General features: G+C 72.1%; 14 protein-coding genes. 8 read left to right on the top strand and 6 right to left on the bottom strand.

Annotation, left to right across the window (positions count from 1 at the left end):
- Window positions 1-32: 32 nt before the first annotated feature.
- A complete protein-coding gene (locus tag ACZ7MG_RS07155; protein WP_471387692.1) occupies window positions 33-2,513 on the bottom strand; it encodes a DEAD/DEAH box helicase in 2,481 nt (826 codons plus the stop codon).
- A 535-nt stretch (window positions 2,514-3,048) separates the two neighbouring features.
- On the opposite strand from ACZ7MG_RS07155, the gene ACZ7MG_RS07150 reads away from it, so the two are divergent.
- Window positions 3,049-3,819: a ferritin-like fold-containing protein gene (locus ACZ7MG_RS07150; protein ID WP_086752268.1), complete on the top strand. Its 771-nt coding sequence runs from the start codon at window positions 3,049-3,051 to the stop codon at window positions 3,817-3,819.
- A gap of 122 nt (window positions 3,820-3,941) precedes the next feature.
- Here the strand turns inward: ACZ7MG_RS07150 and ACZ7MG_RS07145 are convergent, their stop codons facing one another.
- The 4 genes from ACZ7MG_RS07145 to ACZ7MG_RS07130 form a co-directional block, all read right to left on the bottom strand.
- On the bottom strand, window positions 3,942-4,214 hold the full coding sequence (locus ACZ7MG_RS07145) for a hypothetical protein (RefSeq protein ID WP_471387689.1): 273 nt from the start codon (window positions 4,212-4,214) through the stop codon (window positions 3,942-3,944).
- Window positions 4,215-4,466: 252 nt separating this feature from the next.
- The gene (locus tag ACZ7MG_RS07140) at window positions 4,467-4,694 is read right to left on the bottom strand and encodes a DUF3107 domain-containing protein (RefSeq protein WP_005480533.1); all 228 of its coding nucleotides are present in this window, start codon (window positions 4,692-4,694) and stop codon (window positions 4,467-4,469) included.
- A gap of 169 nt (window positions 4,695-4,863) precedes the next feature.
- A complete protein-coding gene (locus ACZ7MG_RS07135) occupies window positions 4,864-5,505 on the bottom strand; it encodes a TetR/AcrR family transcriptional regulator (RefSeq protein WP_316725964.1) in 642 nt (213 codons plus the stop codon).
- Window positions 5,506-5,705: 200 nt separating this feature from the next.
- Window positions 5,706-5,924 (bottom strand): hypothetical protein, encoded by a 219-nt coding sequence (locus ACZ7MG_RS07130; RefSeq protein WP_471388276.1) that lies wholly within the window; start codon window positions 5,922-5,924, stop codon window positions 5,706-5,708.
- Between the two features lie 294 nt (window positions 5,925-6,218).
- Here ACZ7MG_RS07130 and ACZ7MG_RS07125 point away from each other — a divergent pair, with 294 nt between their 5' ends.
- From ACZ7MG_RS07125 to moeZ, 7 genes are all read left to right on the top strand, one after another.
- A complete protein-coding gene (locus ACZ7MG_RS07125; RefSeq protein ID WP_471387685.1) occupies window positions 6,219-7,496 on the top strand; it encodes an alpha/beta fold hydrolase in 1,278 nt (425 codons plus the stop codon).
- Between the two features lie 779 nt (window positions 7,497-8,275).
- Window positions 8,276-9,313 carry a DUF3152 domain-containing protein gene (locus tag ACZ7MG_RS07120; RefSeq protein ID WP_471387684.1) on the top strand — a complete coding sequence of 346 codons (1,038 nt, stop codon included), beginning with the start codon at window positions 8,276-8,278 and terminating at the stop codon, window positions 9,311-9,313.
- 190 nt (window positions 9,314-9,503) lie between these two features.
- Window positions 9,504-11,687: a DUF3492 domain-containing protein gene (locus ACZ7MG_RS07115; RefSeq protein ID WP_471387681.1), complete on the top strand. Its 2,184-nt coding sequence runs from the start codon at window positions 9,504-9,506 to the stop codon at window positions 11,685-11,687.
- Window positions 11,684-12,970, top strand: a complete 1,287-nt coding sequence (locus ACZ7MG_RS07110) for a hypothetical protein (protein WP_471387678.1) — start codon at window positions 11,684-11,686, stop codon at window positions 12,968-12,970. Before ACZ7MG_RS07115 ends, ACZ7MG_RS07110 begins: the two co-directional genes overlap by 4 nt.
- A 196-nt stretch (window positions 12,971-13,166) precedes the next feature.
- Window positions 13,167-14,126: an NAD-dependent epimerase/dehydratase family protein gene (locus tag ACZ7MG_RS07105; protein WP_451268714.1), complete on the top strand. Its 960-nt coding sequence runs from the start codon at window positions 13,167-13,169 to the stop codon at window positions 14,124-14,126.
- Window positions 14,114-14,863: a spherulation-specific family 4 protein gene (locus ACZ7MG_RS07100; RefSeq protein ID WP_471387675.1), complete on the top strand. Its 750-nt coding sequence runs from the start codon at window positions 14,114-14,116 to the stop codon at window positions 14,861-14,863. The genes ACZ7MG_RS07105 and ACZ7MG_RS07100 overlap by 13 nt, the downstream gene beginning before the upstream one ends.
- Window positions 14,864-14,926: 63 nt before the next feature.
- Entirely contained in the window at window positions 14,927-16,105 is a 1,179-nt protein-coding gene (moeZ, locus tag ACZ7MG_RS07095; protein ID WP_471387672.1) for an adenylyltransferase/sulfurtransferase MoeZ, read from the top strand.
- A gap of 92 nt (window positions 16,106-16,197) precedes the next feature.
- Here the strand turns inward: moeZ and ACZ7MG_RS07090 are convergent, their stop codons facing one another.
- Window positions 16,198-17,712 carry an alpha/beta hydrolase gene (locus ACZ7MG_RS07090; RefSeq protein WP_471387670.1) on the bottom strand — a complete coding sequence of 505 codons (1,515 nt, stop codon included), beginning with the start codon at window positions 17,710-17,712 and terminating at the stop codon, window positions 16,198-16,200.
- Window positions 17,713-17,812 lie beyond the last annotated feature (100 nt).

Raw genomic sequence — 17,812 nt, 5'->3', positions numbered from 1 at the left:
GGGAAGCCGGACCTTCACTCGGCAGAATCGCCTCAGCCCTCCGTGCCCTCCACGGCAGCCACAGCCTTCCGCACCCGCCGCCGAGGCGCCGGAGCCTCAGCCCCACCATCCTCCGCACCAGCCGCAGCCGCAGCCTTCCGAGTCCGCCGCGGCTTCGTAGCCTGCTCCTCCGTCGGCTGAGCCGGAACCGCGGCCTCAGCCGCATCCGCGACCTTCCGCGTCCGCCGACGAGGCTTCACGGCCTCGACGGTGTCGACGACGGCCTCGGCGGCACTGTCCACAGCCTCGACAACGGCCTCCGCAGCCTTGCGGGTCCGACGCCGAGGCTTGACCGGAGCCTCCTCGGCAACGGCAACAGCCTCCTCGACCACGGCCTCGACAGGCGCGGCGACCTTACGCGTACGCCGACGCGGCGTGGCCGGAACCTCGGCGTCGGCCTCGGCGGCACCCTCAGCCGTATCGACCGCGCCCTCGGCGGCAGACGCCACCGCGGCCTTCCGCGTCCGCCGACGAGGCGCGACCACAGCCTCCTCGGCGACAGCCTCGACCACACCCTCGACCGGAGCCGCGGCCTTCCGCGTCCGACGGCGAGGCGTGCTCACCTCGGCGGCATCGACGGGCGCGACCTCAGCACTGTCCGGAGCCTCGACAACAGCCTGCGCCGCCTTGCGGGTCCGGCGCCGAGGCTTGACCGGAGCCTCCTCGGCGACGGCCTCCTCGACCACGGTCTCGACGGGCGGCGCGGCCTCGACGGTCGCGGCGACCTTACGCGTACGCCGACGCGGCTTCGCCGGAGCCTCGGCCACCGCCTCGGCGCCGACCGTGCCCTCGACCGTGTCGACCGCGGCTTCCGCGCTCGGTGCGACCTCGGCGACGGCGGCAGCCTCGACGGCCTCCACCGACTTACGGGTCCGACGACGACGCGGCTTGGCCGCCTCCTCGACCGACTCGGCAGGCGCACCCGCCGGCGCACTCGCGGCCGTACCCGCGACGGTCTCGACCACGGCCTCGGCCCGCTCGACCGGCGTGCTCTCCACCGTCGAGACCGCGGCCTCGGCGCCGGGGTTCACCCCGGCCCGCGTCCGACGGCGACGGCGAGGCGTACGGGACTCGGACTCGGAGTCGGCGGCGTCGGCGCCCGACGGCTCGGTGACCGCGGCGGCCCCGGGGGACGCCTCGTCGAGCGTGGCCCCACCGCGCGTACGGCGGCGCCGACGCGGCGTACGCGCCGGGCGCTCACGCTCACGCTCGCGCTCGGCGGACGACGGGCCGGAGGCACCACTGCCACGGCCGCCACGCCCGCGCGGACCGCCGCGCCCGCCCGGCTCGCCGAGGTCTTCCAGCTCCTCCGCGTCGAGCCCGGCACGGGTGCGCTCGGAGCGCGGCAGGACACCCTTCGTGCCCGCCGGGATGCTCAGCTCCTCGAAGAGGTGCGGGGAGGTGGAGTACGTCTCCGGCGGGTCGTTGAACCCGAGGTCCAGCGCCTTGTTGATGAGCTGCCAGCGCGGGATGTCGTCCCAGTCGACGAGAGTGATCGCGATGCCCTTGGCGCCCGCGCGGCCCGTACGGCCGATGCGGTGCAGGTACGTCTTCTCGTCCTCGGGGGACTGGTAGTTGATGACGTGGGTGACACCCTCGACGTCGATGCCGCGGGCGGCGACGTCGGTGCAGACGAGGACGTCCACCTTGCCGTTGCGGAAGGCGCGCAGCGCCTGCTCGCGGGCGCCCTGGCCGAGGTCGCCGTGGACCGCGCCGGAGGCGAAGCCCCGCTGCTTGAGCTGGTCGGCGAGATCGGCGGCCGTGCGCTTCGTACGGCAGAAGACCATGGCCAGTCCCCGGCCGTCGGCCTGCAGTATGCGCGCGACCAGCTCGGGCTTGTCCATGTTGTGCGCGCGGTAGATGTGCTGCGAGGTGTTGCGGACCGTCGCGCCCTCGTCGTCCGGGGCCGTGGCACGGATGTGCGTCGGCTGGGACATGTAACGGCGGGCCAGACCGATGACCGCGCCCGGCATGGTCGCCGAGAACAGCATCGTCTGGCGGCGGGCCGGAAGCATGTTGATGATCTTCTCGACGTCGGGCAGGAAGCCCAGGTCGAGCATCTCGTCGGCCTCGTCGAGGACCAGGCACTTGACGTGCTTCAGGTTCAGCTTCTTCTGGCCCGCGAGGTCGAGGAGCCGCCCGGGGGTGCCGATGACGACGTCCACGCCCTTCTTGAGGGCCTCGACCTGGGGCTCGTAGGCACGGCCGCCGTAGATCGCGGTGACGCGGACGTTGCGCACCTTGCCGGCCGTCAACAGGTCGTTGGTGACCTGGGTGCACAGCTCGCGGGTGGGGACGACGACGAGCGCCTGAGGCGAGTCGACGAGGTCCTCGGGCTTGGCGCGGCCGGCCTCGACGTCGGCGGGGACGACGACGCGCTCGAGGAGCGGGAGGCCGAAGCCGAGCGTCTTGCCGGTGCCGGTCTTGGCCTGGCCGATGACGTCGGTGCCGGAGAGGGCGACCGGGAGCGTCATCTCCTGGATGGGGAAGGGGTTGATGATGCCGACGGCCTCAAGGGCCTCGGCCGTCTCGGGAAAGATTCCGAGATCTCGGAAAGTCGTAGTCAGGGTGCTGCCTCTTCTGTGTACGCGGTGCGAGGCGAGCGCGGGGGTCGTGTCGGACCGTGCCGGGGACGTCGGCCGCCTCACGGGCGGACCGTGTGGCACGGGACCACTGCCGACGCTCTAGCGCTCATACCGCTGAGGGGTTCCCTCCGGACGCCGTACGCGGAGTGCCGTACGGAAAAGGAGGGCTGTCGGGTCGGAGCCGATCGGGCCACCGACCGGGCATCCTCATGCGTGCGGCCTGTCGAGATACGGTCGAGCGAACGAACTACGTCCGAACTACATCGACGTATCAGCAGGCGCATTACCACCATACCCCGGAATCGCGCATATGCGATGGCCGATTTGGTCACGTAGTCGTCGTCACATCGAATCACGCGCCGAATCGTGCGCTGGGGGCGCACTGTGCGACCGGGCCCTTCCACGGTAGGCGAAGCGGGCTATTGTGCGCTTCATGACCACGTCTGACAAGCCTGAGAACGCCACCGGCGGCGAGTCCGCCGCCGACACCGCCGAGGTCACCGGGATCGCCGCCCAGGACTGGGCCCGGGCCTCCGCCGACCCGCAGTACCGCGCGGCGGTGGTGGATCTGCTGGGGGCGCTGGCGTACGGGGAGCTGGCGGCGTTCGAACGGCTCGCGGAGGACGCGAAGCTGGCGCCGACCCTCGTCGACAAGGCGGAGCTGGCGAAGATGGCGGCGGCCGAGTTCCACCACTTCGAGAGGCTCGCCGGCCGGCTCACCGAGATCGGCGAGGAGCCGACGCGGGCCATGGAGCCCTTTGTCGACGCGCTCGACGGCTTCCACCGGCAGACCGCGCCGTCGGACTGGCTGGAGGGGCTCGTCAAGGCGTACGTCGGAGACTCGATCGCCAGCGACTTCTACCGCGAGGTCGCGGCGCACCTCGACTCGGACACGCGCGGGCTCGTGCTCGCCGTGCTCGACGACACGGGGCACGCCGGGTTCGCCGTGGAGAAGGTGCGCGCCGCGATCGACGAGGACCCGCGGGTGGGGGGCCGACTGGCGCTGTGGGCACGGCGGTTGATGGGCGAGGCGCTGTCGCAGTCGCAGCGGGTGGTGGCCGACCGGGACGCCCTGTCCACGATGCTCGTGGGCGGTGTCGCCGACGGCTTCGATCTGGCCGAGGTGGGGCGGATGTTCTCGCGGATCACCGAGGCCCACACCAAGCGGATGGCTGCGCTGGGCCTCGCGGCCTGAGCGGGGGCGCCTAATCGTCGTGGGGTGCGGTGCCGTCCTGCGGGTGCGGCGCTCGTCGTGCCCGGTCGCGCAGGTCCCCGCGCCCCTGGACGGGCGGCTTCGCCGCCGTCAGGGGGCCTTCCTCACGCCGTCGCCGAGCTGCTGCGTCGAAAGCGCTCCGTCGGGCGCAGGAGCAGGGACAGGGAGGCCGCGGCGACGATCAGTGCGCCGATGAGGATCAGCAGGTAGTTCCCGGAGCCCAGTGCCGTGTGGGTCAGGAAGGCGCCGAAGAGGCCGCCCGCGGTGCCGGTCGGGAGGACCAGGGTGCGCGACGGCAGACGGTGCGGCAGACGGTAGGCCACGGCGCAGGCCAGGGCGAAGCCGACGAGTGCGGATCCGAGTGCTTCCAAGAACATGATCGGGTTCCCTCCCGCACGGCCTGGCCTGGGCAAATCGGTCGTAGCCGGTACTACCCGTCAGTCAGGGAACGCAATCATCGTCTGTGCATGAGATGTGGTGGCTCTGTGCGTTCCGGCCCCTGAGTGCGCCCTGGGGGGTGACAAGAAGCGGACAGGGACGGACAGGGGCGGACATACGGAAAGGGGCCCGGTGGTTTCACACCACCGGGCCCTCTCCGTACGCCTCTTGTGCCTCTTGACTACAGCTGACTACAGCGCGCTGAAGCCCACCTTGCGGACCGCCGACTCGCCGATGTCGACGTAGGCGAGACGGTCGGCCGGGATCAGCACCTTGCGGCCGTGCTCGTCCGTGAGGCTCAGCAGCGCCGACTTGCCGGTCAGCGCCTCGGCAACGGCACGCTCGACCTCCTCGGCACTCTGACCGCTCTCCAGAACGATCTCGCGGGGCGCGTGCTGCACGCCGATCTTGACCTCCACGGCTATGTCCCTCCGACGGTCAGTGAAATGCGCGGGCTTCCGCGCCGTACGCAGCACACATTAGCCCGGTGAGGGGACGTACACGCTCCGCATGAGAACGCCAGGAGCGAACAGCGGGCGGGAACAAAACGTCCGACCGCCGATCGCCGCCGCCGTCCGGCGCTGTCCGTCAGTGCTGGTCGATGCCGTGCAGGGGGAAGCCGGCGATACCGCGCCAGGCCAGCGAGGCCAGCAGTTGGACCGCCTGTTCGCGCGGGACGCTGCGGTCGCTGTGCAGCCAGGACCGCGCCACCACCTGGGAGAGACCGCCCAGGCCGGAGGCGAGCAGCATCGACTCCGCGCGCGAGAGGCCGGTGTCCTCCGCGATCACGTCGCAGATGGCCTCGGCGCACTCGTTGGTGACCTTGTCGACGCGCTCGCGCACGGCGGGCTCGTTCGTCAGGTCCGACTCGAAGACCAGCCGGAACGCGCCGCCCTCGTCCTCGACGTACGCGAAGTAGGCGTCCATCGTGGCCCGCACGCGCTGCTTGTTGTCGGTCGTCGACGCGAGCGCGCTGCGTACGGCCTGGATGAGGGACTCGCAGTGCTGGTCCAGCAGGGCCAGATAGAGGTCGAGCTTGCCGGGAAAGTGCTGGTAGAGCACCGGCTTGCTGACTCCGGCGCGTTCGGCGATGTCGTCCATCGCGGCCGAGTGGTAGCCCTGGGCCACGAAGACTTCCTGGGCGGCGCCCAGCAACTGGTTCCGTCGGGCTCGGCGCGGCAGGCGCGTGCCCCGCGGGCGCGCCGCCTCTGTCTGCTCGATGGCTGTCACGCCGCCTCCCAAAATCGTCCACATGCGGTGAGCGCCGCGCCGCCATCGTACTTTTCGGTAACCCGGGTGTGCGCGGTGCGAGCGCAGAATTTCACGGACCGGACGTCGGGGAAAGTGCCGCGGACCACGTCAAACAGGGGCATGGCGGGCAGAAGGAAGCCCTTTCTCATCACCGGTCGTCGTCCCAGGTGAGGATCCGGTTACCGGTAGTCGTCCTCGTCCAGGGAGACCACACGGGCCTGTTCCGCCAGGTCCGCCTCGTTGGCGGCGTCCGGGTCGGCCTCGGTCAGCGGGTCGTCCCTGGTCCGGGCGATGTCGGTGTGCTGCTCGGCGGCATCGGCCTCGGGGGCCTCGACGTCGTCGAACTCCACGGAGTCCTCCTCGGCGAAGGTGTCGGGATCGGACGGGTCAACGGCCATCGTGGGTTCCCCTTCCTCGGTGCCGCCCGGATGCCGCCGTTCGTCCCCGGCGGCGGTGGGGCCGCGTACGGGTTCCCTTTTTGTGGGCCCGGATGCCCTGTTCGCGAGCATGGATTCCCTGCTTATGAGCCTAGGAGACGGGCGATCGGGGCGCTATGCGGTCCGCGTGGTCCGCCGCGGCCGGCGGCGACGGCTGTCCACCCCCGGTACCCCGTGACAGATGGCCGATTTGCGCCCTGGTCTGTGACGGCGAACACATGAGCCACTGCGTGATCGTCTCGTAACATTGCCCGCATGTCTTCGACCGATCTGCCGTCCCTGCTGACCGCCACCGCGTCGCCGAAGGCGAGTGCCGTGCGTGTGGCGCCCGGTGAGCGGCTGCGGTCGGTCCGACTGCCGGGGATCACGCTGTCGGTACGGTCGAGACCGCCGGCGCGCGAGGGACTGCCGCCCGCCCTGTACGTGCACGGCCTGGGCGGCTCCTCGCAGAACTGGTCGGCGCTGATGCCGCTGCTCGACGAACTCGTGGACGGCGAGGCGCTCGATCTGCCCGGCTTCGGCGACTCCCCGCCACCGGACGACGGCAACTACTCCGTCACCGGCCACGCGCGCGCGGTCATCCGCCACCTCGACGCGGCCGGACGCGGCCCCGTGCACCTCTTCGGCAACTCCCTCGGCGGCGCGATCACGACCCGTGTCGCCGCCCTCCGCCCCGATCTCGTCCGCTCCCTGACCCTCGTCTCGCCCGCCCTGCCGGAGTTCCTGGTGCAGCGGACGGCCGTACCGACCGCGATGTTCGCCCTGCCGGGCGTGCCGAGGCTCTTCGCCCGCTTCACCAAGGGCTGGACCGCGGAGCAGCGGGTCCGGGGCGTCATGGCGCTCTGTTACGGCGACCCCGGCCGTGTCTCGGAGGAGGCCTTCCGCAACGCCGTCGAGGAGATGGAGCGACGCCTCCGACTGCCGTACATGTGGGACGCGATGACGCGTTCCACGCGGGGGCTCGTGGACGCGTACACGCTGGGCGGCCAGCACTCGCTGTGGCGCCAGGCCGAGCGCGTCCTCGCCCCGACCCTCCTCGTCTACGGCCGCCGCGACCAGCTCGTCGGCTATCGCATGGCCCAGCGCGCGGCCCGCTCCTTCCGTGACTCCCGTCTCGTCTCCCTGCCGGACGCGGGGCACGTGGCGATGATGGAGTATCCGGAGGCGGTCGCCGCCGCGTTCCGCGAACTGCTCAGGGATACGCGGCAGTCGGGTGGTGAGGTGGACGGGGCGCCGATAGGTTCGGGGGCGGGTGGATGGCATCCGGGCACGTATTCGGATTCGGCTTCGGATTCGGCCGCGGTGAGGTCGAACAGCGTTGGTGCCGGTGCCGGTGCCGGTGCCGGTGCCGGTGCGCGTGTTGGTGTCGTGGCTTCGCATTCGGGCTCGGCTTCGGGCATGGGCTCGGGTTCGGGCTCGGTCGGCGATTCGAGTGAGGGTGGTTCGGTGGGCGGCGAGGGTGCGGCCGGTGCCGACGGTGCCGGATCGACTGCCGAAGGGCCTCCATCGGGCTCTCCCGGCGTGGGGAGCTGAGGCGCGGCGTGGGACGGCACAGCCGCAAGGGGCGGGCGCCGAAAGGCGACACCAACGACATAAGGACAGCCCGGACGGCGATGCCCGCCGGGCCGGACGCGCGCGGACCTGCGGCGCCGCGAGCGCGGGAGGCCCAGGGTGCCCCGGGCGTCCAGGGCGTCCAGGGCGTCCAGAGCGTCCAGGGGGGACGCGGGCCGGCGGTGCCGGGCGCCAGGGGTGGTGCCGCTGCTCCGGCGGGTCCGCCGGGGGCCTGGTCGCCGGGAGGGACGGGTGCGCGGCCGTCCGATGGCACTCCGCCGCCCCGCAGGTACGACGGCACTCCCGGCCAGGGGATGCCGCGATTCACCGGGAGCGCGCCCGGGCAGCAGGGCCCGCGTCTTCCCGACGGCACCCCCGCGCACGGCTTCACCCGCCTGCCCGACGGCACTCCGGCGCACGGGATGCCGCGATTCACCGATGGCACGCCGGCGCACGGCTTTCCCCGGCTCCCTGACGGCACGCCGGCGCACGGTTTCCCCCGGCTCCCGGACGGCTCCCCGGCTCGTGGATATCCGCCGAGTCGCGGGGGGCATCCGGAGCAGCGTGAAGCGGGCGGTGGCTGGGGGCACTTGGGTGGTGGTGGGCGCCGGACGGGTGCCGGAGACGGCGTGGCGCAAGGGGCTCCCGAGGGGGCCCCGTATGGTGTGCCGGGCGAGGCGTCACCCCCCGGCGCCCCGTACGGCGAGCCTCCGGAGCGTTCCGGTCGCCGCATCCCCATTCCCCGGCAGCGGCAGGAGACCATGCCCCCCGGTGGCCCCCGCCAGGCTTACCTGGACGCCTTCGACGAGGTCGACGACGTCCACGCACCAGGTCGGACGCATCGTGCCGCGCCAGGTGCCGACGCGGGTGATCGGGTCGAGACGGCTCTGGAGGAGAAGCCGCTGAGGGACACCCCTCCCCGGCGGCAGACGCCGTCCGAGGAGCCTCCGGACGACGAGTCCGAGGCCATGGGGACGGCGAAGGGCGGCAAGGGGCGCGCGTTCGCCGGGATCGCGGCCGCCGCGGTCACGACCGTGCTGGTGGTCGTCGTGGGCGTCCAGATGGCCGGCGGGGACGACGGCACGGCCCTGCGGCCGCAGGCCGCCGACGCCGGTGAACGCGATGTACGCGACACCTCGCGCAGCGACAACCGGCCCACGCCGTCCAGCTCGCCGAGTCCGAGCGTGAGCGCGACCCCGCTGTCGTACGACCAGAAGATGGCCGCGAAGTACGCGCTCGCCGCCGATCTGAAGGGCGGCGGGAAGTTCGAGGCGGTCATGGGCTTCGACAAGGCGCCGGGGACGGGACAGAAGTACCGCTACCGGGTCGATGTCGAGCAGGGGCTCGGGCTGGACGCCCGACTGTTCGCCGAGGCCGTGCAGAAGACCCTGAACGACGAACGGAGTTGGGCCCACAACGGCGGTCGGACGTTCGAGCGGATCTCGTCGGGGACACCCGACTTCGTGATCACCCTGGCCAGCCCGGGCACCACCGCGATCTGGTGCGCCAAGTCGGGGCTCGACACGACCGTGGACAACGTGTCCTGCAACTCGGCCTCCACCGAGCGCGTGATGATCAACGCGTACCGCTGGGCCCAGGGTGCGAAGACGTACGGCGACCAGATGCACGCGTACCGGCAGATGCTGATCAATCACGAGATCGGCCACCGCCTCCGCTACGGCCATGAGACCTGCGACAAGGACGGCGACCTCGCACCCGTCATGCAGCAGCAGAGCAAGTTCCTGACGTTCGACGGGATCACGTGCAAGGCCAATCCTTGGCCCTACCCCGGTAGTTGACGGGCCGTGATCATGTGATCCCTTAGCGCGACAAAACGCGTCCCGCTAGCGAAAGTTACGACCGTTCACCCCTTTTGGTGGCGCGATGGACAACCGTCCGTCGCGCCACCGCCTTGTCCGCATACGTTCGTCCCGCTGCGAGCCGCCGGGTGAACGGCGGCTCCTCAAACGGGAGATCGGGGGTGCACGCGTGCGCATCGGACTGCTTACAGAGGGTGGCTATCCGTATGTGAGCGGTGACGCCAGGCTCTGGTGCGACCGACTCGTACGCGGGCTGGAGCGACACGAGTTCGACATCTATGCGCTCAGCCGGAGCGAGCGGCAGGAGGACGAGGGCTGGATCCCGCTGCCGCCGCAGGTCAACCGGGTCCGCACGGCTCCGCTGTGGACGGCCGATCACGACGGGGTCGTCCTCGGCCGCCGGGCACGGAGGCGCTTCGCCGAGGCGTACGGCGAACTGGTGGCGGCGGTGTGTTCGGGGCGCGCGGGCGTGGGTGGGGTCGATGGTGGCGCTGATCGTGGCGCCGTTGGTGGGGCTGGTGCTGCCGGGGCGCTTGGTGGGGCCTACGGGACGGGTGGGGCCGGGGAGGTCGGCCGGACCGGGGGGGCTTCCCCGAACGGGGAGGCTTCCCGAAACGGGGTCGACGTTGAGGCGGACCGTTTCGGCAACGCGTTGTACGGGCTCGCCGAACTGGGGCGTGACGAGGGCGGGCTGGTCGGGGCACTGCGCTCCGAGATCGCCGTGCGCACCCTGGAGCGCGCCTGTCGTGCGCCGGGCGCGGTGCGGGGGGCGCGCGAGGCCCGCGTCCCGGATCTGCTGACGGTCGCCTCGCACCTCGAACGCGCTCTGCGCCCCCTCTCCCTCGACTGGTACGAGGACGACGGGCTCGGCTCGGTCGATCTGTGCCACGCGGTGGCGGGCGGCTCGGCCGCGCTGCCCGGGTTGCTGGCCCGGCACTTCCACGGGGTTCCGCTGCTGGTCACCGAGTACGGTGTGCCGCTGCGGGCGCACTATCTCGGGGCCTCGGGGGAGCCGCCGGTGCGCGCCCTGCTCGCGGCCTTCCACCGGCGCCTGACCGCCGAGGTCTACCGGCAGGCCGCCTGCCTCACCCCCGGCAACACCCACGCCCGGCGCTGGCAGGAGCGCTGTGGCGCCGACCGCGCCCGGATCCGGACCGTCTACCCCGGCATGGACGCCGCCCGATTCGCGGAGATCGGCGAGTCGGCGGAGTGCGCGGATCCGCACACGCTGGTGTGGGTCGGGCGCATCGAGCCCGCCAAGGACCTGATCTCGCTGCTGCACGCCTTCGCCGAGATCCGCCGCGCGGAACCCAAGGCGCGGCTCAGGATCGTCGGGGCGGCGGCGGGATCCGAAGCCGTCGCCTACCTGGGCCACTGCCAGGCCCTGGCCGCGCAGCTCTTCCCCGACGAGGCGGACGGCGTCCACGCGGTCGGCGACAACCCCGTCTCCTTCGAGGAGATCGGCGACCCGGCCGTCCCCGACCTGGCCGAGGCATACGCGGCGGGCGCGGTGGTCGTGCTGTCCAGCGTCGTCGAGGGCTTCCCGATCAGCCTGGTCGAGGCCATGTTCTGCGCCCGGCCGACGGTCTCCACCGATGTGGGCGCGGTCGTGGAGGTCATCGGCGGCACCGGGCTCGTCGTACCGCCGCGCAATCCGCGGGCGCTCGCCGAAGCGTGCGTGGCGCTCCTGCGCGAACCCGAGCGCCGCGCACGCCTGGGCGCGGCCGCCCGCGCACGAGCCCTCGAACTCTTCACGGTGGAACAGAACGTCGAGGCATTTCGTGGCATCTACCTCGACGTCGTCTCCCACGCCCCGGTGCGCAAGGTCGTCCTCGACGACACCGGCGAACCAGTGCCCTTCGGCGCCCCCGCCGAAGCCCATGTCCCCGGCCGCTGGACCGATCCCCGCCTGGTGACGGGCGGCCTCGGGGTCGCTGGAATCGCGGGGGTTGCTGGTGTGGCAGGGGTCGCCGGGGTGGCGGGGGTTGCCGGCGTCGCCGGGGCGGCTGGGCTCGCGGGGGCCGCCGGTAGGCCGCGCTGGGCCGTCGGGGCGCCTGTGCGGGCGACGGTGCCGCTCCGGGGGACGGCGTCGGCACCGGTTTCGCCGACGCCGACGCCGAGCGCTATGCCGGCGCCGGAGGCTACGTCGGTACCTGGTTCCACGCCTGGCCCGGCACGGGGGCCTGTATCCGGCCCAACTCCGGGCGCGGCACCCGAGAACACGGCTTCGCCTGCGTCCGCTCCGGCGTCGGTCTCGGTGCCCGATCCGGTGCGGGCCACGGAGAGAGCCGCGGAGAGAGCCGCGGGCGCGACGGCCGGGGAGCCGGTGCCCGCGGGGGAGGGGGCGCGATGAGCGAGCTGCGGTTGGACGGGCTGGACGAACTGGATGGGTTCGACGGGTTCGACGGGACGGATCGCTCAGCTGTCCCGGATCGCTCGGCCGGCCTGGATCGTTCGGCCGTCCCTGATCGTTCCGCCGTCCCGGACCGCATGGACGCGGTCGCCCCACCCGATGTCATTCCCCGGACCCTCGACGACAGCCCCGCCCAGGCCGAGCCCAAGGCCTCCCCCCGCCGCGGTGCCGTCGACCCCGTGAAGGCTCTGATGCACCGGCACCGGGAGCTGTGCGAACGGGCGGTGGACCCCTTGGAGATCGCCGCCGGGCTGGAGGCGCACGGGGTGACCGACCGTACGGCCGCTCGCTTCCGGCACCGTGACGTGTTCTCGCTCGCCGAGGAGATGTACGCGCGCGTGTCGCGTGACGGGGAGGAATCCACGGAGCGCGAGTCGCTGCCGAGTGGGCCCGGCGCACGCCGTGGCTGGGCTGTGTTCGCCCTCCTGCCGGGTGCCGTGTGCGCGGCGGCCGTCGTCGGCGTACGTCTGACGGAGGGGCAACCCCGTCTCATGGCCGCCGCCCTCGGCGCCCTCGCGGTGGCGCTCTGCCTCCGCGTGGCCTTCGACCGGGGCCCCCTGCGCCTCCCGTCGGACACGACGGGCCGCACCCGGGCCTGGACCTGCTGGCTGGTCGCGTACGCCCTCCTCGGCGACGGTCTGCTCGCCTCCGTTCTCGACGGCGGCCCCCACGGCCGCTGGCCCCTGGCCGTCGCACCCGTCCTCGCCCTCGCCCTGTCCTGCGCTCCCGCCGTCTGGTGCGCCCACCTCCTCTCCGTACGTGCCCGCCGCAAACTCGCCGCAAGCCGAGGCCTCGCCGAGTTCGCCGACTCCGTGAAGCCCCTGATCCTCGGCGTGTTCGCCCTCCACCTGTGCGCTCTGGGTGCCCTGCTCGCACTGTGCGGCGCCGTCCTGGACGAGCCCGCCGGGTACGCCGGCGCGGGCGCCCTGGGCGCACTCCTTCTGCTCGCCCGTCTCCTCGCCGCCCATGGATTCGCCCAGGCCCCGGCCGTCGCCCTCCGCACGGCCGCCGTGGCCGAGGCACTCGCACTGGGCACGGCCCTGGCGAGCCGCCTGCCCGGCTGCTCCCTCCTGGCCGTCCCCGTCGAGGCCGTCGCCGACGCCTGGGGGCCCGCGGCCGTCCCCGCCCTCGTCTGCGGCGCCGCCGCGCTCGCCCTGCTCGTCCACGCCACCCGCACGCTGACCCGGGCCTCGGCCCACGCCCTGCCCCCCGGGGCGACCTGACCCACCCCGGGCCGCGCACGGCCGAACACCGCGTGCGCGACCCGGGGCCCGACCGATGCGCGGGACCTCCGTCCCGGGCTCCCCCTCCCGCGGAGCCGACACCGCGGGCCCACCTCATCACCCACGGCACCACCCCCTAAGGAGAACTCCAGATGATCACCTCCCGAACCGGAGAACCCGCCCCGGGAGCCGCCCGATGAGGGTCCTGCTGATCGGAGCCAACGGATACCTCGGCCGCTTCGTCGCCGAACGCCTGCTCGCCGACCCGGCCGTCCAGCTCACCGCGCTCGGCCGCGGCGACGACGCCGACGTACGGTTCGACCTCGCCACCGGCAGCCCCGGCGCGCTCACCCGCTTCCTGGACGCCGTCCACCCCGGCGTCGTCGTCAACTGCGCCGGAGCCACCCGAGGCGGCGCCCGCGAACTCACCCGGCACAACACCGTTGCCGTCGCCACCGTCTGCGAGGCCCTGCGCCGCAGCGGCTGCGGCGCGCGCCTGGTGCAACTCGGCTGCGGAGCCGAGTACGGGCCCAGCCAGCCCGGTTCCTCCACCGCCGAGGACGCCGTACCCCGCCCCGGCGGCCCGTACGGCGTGAGCAAACTCGCCGCCACCGAACTCGTCCTCGGCTCCGGCCTGGACGCCGTGGTCCTCCGTGTCTTCTCGCCCGCCGGACCCGGCACACCCGCCGGCTCCCCGCTCGGCCGCCTCGCCGAAGCCATGCGCCGGGCCATGCAGTCCGGCGACGGCGAACTCAAACTCGGCGGCCTCGGCGTCCAGCGCGACTTCGTCGACGTACGCGACGTCGCCCGCGCCGTCCACGCCGCCTCGCTCTCCGCCGCCCAAGGCGTGATCAACATCGGCTCCGGCCGAGCCGTGCGCCTCCGCGACGCCGCGGCCGTCCTCGCCCGCGTCGCCGGCTACGGCGGCGCCCTCCACGAACTCGACGCCCCACCCGGCCCCCTCAGGCCCACCATCGGCCACCCCCGTCCCGAACCGGACCACGCGGCCCCCGTCTCCTACCCCTACCCGGACGGCTGCGGCAGCTGGCAGCAGGCCGATGTGCGCACCGCCCGCGACCGCCTCGGCTGGCGGCCCCGCATCAACCTGGAGGAGTCGCTCGCCGACATCTGGATGGAGGCGGCATGCCGTATCTGACCCCCGCCCCGTCCGGCATCGCCGGCACCGGCCTGAGCCTCGGCTTCGGCATCCCCGGCTATGCCCACCCCCTCGTCGCGCCTCTGGAATGGGGCGAACTCACCCGCCCCGGTACTCCTCTCCACTGGGTCGTCCTGAACGTCTCCGACGGCCCGGGCAGCCGCCCCGACCCGCACTGCCTGGAAGCCGCCGGACGCTTGCGGAACGCCGGTGTCCTGGTTCTCGGCCACCTGGACACGACCTACGGGGCGCGCGCCCTCACCGAGATCACCTCCGACGCCCACCGCTATCTCGACTGGTACCGGGTCGACGGCTTCGTCCTGGACCGCTGCCCCACCGAGCGCGGCGCCCTCGCCGAGACCGGCCGCAAGGTCACCGCACTGCGCGCGCTCCTCGGCGGCGGCCACCTCGTCCTCGGCCACGGCACCCACCCGCACCCCGGATATGCGGAGATCGCCGACCAACTGGTGACCTTCTCCGGGCCCTGGAGCGACTACCGCTGGTCGCAGGTGGCCGAGTGGACCGCCGACCATCCACCCGAGCGCTTCTGCCACTTCGTCCACGGTGTTCCACGCGGCCATCTCGACGAGGCGCTGCGCATCGCCCGCTGGCAGGGCGCCGCCACGATCTACTTCACCGACCGCACGGACCGCGGCGGCCGGATCGACCCCTGGCAGACCATGCCCGGCTACTGGGACGACATCGTCTCGCTGGTTGGAACGGGTGTCTCGGAATGAAAAAGGGCGTGGCAGTGTTACGGGGAGAACAACTGTAGTGATTGACCGACCAACGGAGTCCCCGTGTCGCTGCCACCCCTGGTCGAGCCCGCCGGCGAGCTCACCGTAGACGAGGTCCGCAGGTACTCCCGCCACCTGATCATCCCCGACGTGGGCATGGACGGGCAGAAGCGGCTGAAGAACGCCAAGGTGCTGTGTGTGGGCGCCGGCGGCCTGGGCTCGCCGGCGCTGATGTACCTGGCCGCGGCGGGCGTCGGCACGCTCGGCATCGTGGAGTTCGACGAGGTCGACGAGTCGAACCTGCAGCGCCAGATCATCCACAGCCAGGCCGACATCGGCCGCTCCAAGGCCGAGTCCGCGCGCGACTCCGTCCTCGGCATCAACCCGTACGTGAACGTGATCCTCCACGAAGAGCGGCTCGAGGCCGAGAACGTGATGGACATCTTCAGCCAGTACGACCTGATCGTCGACGGCACGGACAACTTCGCGACCCGCTACCTGGTCAACGACGCGGCCGTGCTGCTGAACAAGCCGTACGTCTGGGGCTCGATCTACCGCTTCGACGGCCAGGCCTCCGTCTTCTGGTCCGAGCACGGCCCCTGCTACCGCTGCCTCTACCCGGAGCCCCCGCCGCCGGGCATGGTCCCCTCCTGCGCCGAGGGCGGCGTCCTCGGTGTGCTGTGCGCCTCCATCGGCTCGATCCAGGTCAACGAGGCCATCAAGCTCCTCGCGGGCATCGGCGAGCCCCTCGTCGGCCGTCTGATGATCTACGACGCTCTGGAGATGCAGTACCGCCAGGTCAAGGTCCGCAAGGACCCCAACTGCGCGGTCTGCGGCGAGAACCCCACCGTCACCGAGCTCATCGACTACGAGGCCTTCTGCGGCGTCGTCTCCGAGGAGGCCCAAGAGGCGGCGGCCGGTTCGACGATCACTCCCAAGCAGCTCAAGGAGTGGATCGACGACGGCGAGAACATCGAGATCATCGACGTCCGCGAGATCAACGAGTACGAGATCGTCTCCATCCCGGGCGCCAAGCTGATCCCGAAGAACGAGTTCCTCATGGGCACGGCCCTGGAGGCCCTCCCGCAGGACAAGAAGATCGTCCTGCACTGCAAGACGGGTGTCCGCAGCGCGGAGGTCCTCGCCGTCCTGAAGTCGGCCGGTTTCGCCGACGCGGTCCACGTCGGTGGCGGTGTGATCGGCTGGGTCAACCAGATCGAGCCGCACAAGCCGGTCTACTAGGCACACGCCTTCCCGAGAGGGGCTCGGCACCACGGGTGCCGGGCCCCTTTCCGCTGCCACCCGCGCGAGCGCGAGCCGACGTCCGCCCCGGCTCAGGTGCAGACCTTGCCGTCCTTCGGCACGCTCCCGTCCAGCAGATACGCGTTCACCGTCGAGTCGACACAGCTGCTGCCGCTGCCGTACGCGCCATGGCCCTCGCCCTTCCAGGTGAACATCACACCGACGCCCTCGCCCAGCTCCCCGGCCATCTTCCGCGCACCCTCGTAGGGTGTCGCCGGGTCCCCGGTGTTGCCCACCACGAGGACGGGCGCCGCTCCAGGGGCGCTCACCTCCGGAGAGTCCGTCAGACCGGGCACCGGCCAGTCGTGGCACCAGCCTGCGGTGTCCCAGCCGAGGTACTCGCCGAAGACGGGCGAGATCTTCCGGAACTCGGGCAGCAGCTTCTTCGTCTCCTCCGGACTCGGCCGCTGCTTCTGGTCCAAGCACGATATGACCCGTTGGGAGTGGGTCGTGGTGCCGTAGCGGCCCGAGGGATCACGCTCGTTGTACCCGTCGGCCAGCGCGAGCAGCTCGGTGCCGTCGCCGTCCTCGGCCGCGTCGAGCGCGCTGGTCAGCGTGGGCCAGCTCTGCTCGCTGTAGAGCGGCAGGACGATACCGGTGGTCGCCAGGGTCTGGGTGAGCTTCCGGCCGGAGGTCGTTGCCAGTGGCTCGGCGTCGATCCGTTCCAGCAGGGCCGCGATCTTGCGGGTGCCCTTCGCGGGGTCCTGGCCCGTGGACTTCAGATAGTTGTCGAGAGCGCGCTGGAAGCCCAGGGTCTGGTTCTTCGCATGGCCCACGGTGTCCGCGGTCGGGTCGACCACCGCGTCCAGGACCAGACGCCCCACATTCTTGGGGAACAGGTGAGCGTAGACCCCACCGAGTTCGGTGCCGTACGAGATGCCGAAGTACTGCAGCTTCTCGTCGCCGAGGGCCTGGCGCATGAGGTCCATGTCGCGGGCGGTGTCGGTGGTCGAGACATGCGACAGCAGCTTGCCGGCGGCCTTCTCGCAGCCCGCGCCGAAGTCGGACGCGTCCTTGAAGAAGGCGGTCTCCTCCGTCGTGTCGTCCGGAGTGGCGTCCACCGACTCGCCCGCCTGGATCTCCTTGTCGCTGCGGCAGCGCACCCCCTCGCTCCCGGCCACCCCGCGCGGGTCCCAGCTCACCAGGTCGTACCGCTCGTGCAGTTCGCTGGTGAGTCCCGCGTACGACGGCATCATGGACACCCCGGAGCCGCCGGGCCCGCCGAAGTTGAACAGGAGCGAGCCGAGCCGTTCGTCGGCGTCGCCGGTCGCCTTGCTGCGGATCAGCGCGAGCCCGATCGTCCCGTCGTCCGGGTTCGCGTAGTCCAGCGGCACCTTCAGCGTCGCGCACTGCCACTCGTCGCCCGGTGCGGGGCCCTCCGAAGTCGCCTTGCAGCGGCCCCAGTCGACCTCCCGGGGCGCCGATGGAGAGGCTGAGGCCTTTCCGTCGTCCGCGTCGTCACCCGCCTTGTCGTCCGTGCCGCCACTACAGCCGGCCATCAGCAGCACGGCAGCGGCCAGAGCCGCCCCCCGTGGAAAACGCGCCATGAACACTTCCCCCCTCTCGCGGTACCGTCCATCGGATGTCCCGAATGGCAGTCATGCCATGGTATGCGGAGTGCCCCGCAGGCCGAGATGGCCTGTGGAT

It is taken from the genome of Streptomyces sp. NPDC107538 (assembly GCF_055657445.1).
The sequence above is the reverse complement of the archived record's forward strand: the minus strand, read 5'-3'. Positions and strand labels throughout refer to the sequence as shown.